Here is a 746-nt window from a genome sequence, read left to right as displayed (position 1 = left end):
GGCGTATTCAACCGGTCGATGCAACACCTCTGTTCCAATAAGGATCAGAGGAAAAAGGCGAATGAAACGACAGAGAAAGCCGTGGTTGAACAGCGAGGACAGGCAACAGATTTGGCGGCGATGGAGCGAAGGTGAGTCGCTAAGCGAGATCGCGCGTGGACTGCAACGCGACGTCAGCTCGATTCATCGGGTGGTCAGTCAACATGGCGGGATTGTTCCGCGAGCGCGCAGTCGCAGTACTCGCGTGCTGGCGCTGCGCGAGCGTGAAGAGATCTCTCGCGGTCTGAGCGCGGGGGAGTCGATACGGCAGATTGCGCAGCGCTTGCAAAGGGCTGCCTCGACGATCAGTCGCGAGGTGCAGCGCAATGGCGGGGTGCTCAAGTATCGGGCGCACGAGGCCGATGCAACCGCCTGGAAGCGTGCGCTGCGGCCCAAGCAATGCGCGTTGGCGGGAAATGCTCGTTTGCGGCGATTGGTCGCCAGCAAGCTGCGCTTAGAATGGTCGCCTGCGCAAATCGCCGGCTGGCTCAAGCGCGCCTTCCGAGTGAACGAGGACATGCACCTGTCGCACGAAACAATTTATCGAAGCTTGTTCATCCAAGCTCGCGGCGTGCTGAAAAAAGAGTTGGTGGCCCATCTGCGTAGCCATCAGACGATGCGGCGTTCGAAAAGCGCGTCATCGAGCGGGCAAGGCCGAGGCGGTATCGTCGGGGCAGTCTCGATCAGCGAGCGGCCCGCGCAGGCAG

The 746-nt window shown here is 61.1% G+C and carries 1 protein-coding gene; it reads left to right on the top strand.

All coding sequences use genetic code 11. The features are described from left to right. Positions 1–61: 61 nt before the first annotated feature. Positions 62–746: helix-turn-helix domain-containing protein (locus PQR08_RS38615; RefSeq protein ID WP_456264731.1), on the top strand; the 685-nt coding region annotated here is incomplete at its 3' end.

Origin of the sequence: Caballeronia jiangsuensis (genome assembly GCF_046030135.1) — a bacterium.
In the GTDB taxonomy this organism is placed as follows: Bacteria; Pseudomonadota; Gammaproteobacteria; order Burkholderiales; family Burkholderiaceae; genus Caballeronia; species Caballeronia jiangsuensis.
This window is presented reverse-complemented; position numbering and strand designations above follow the sequence as displayed.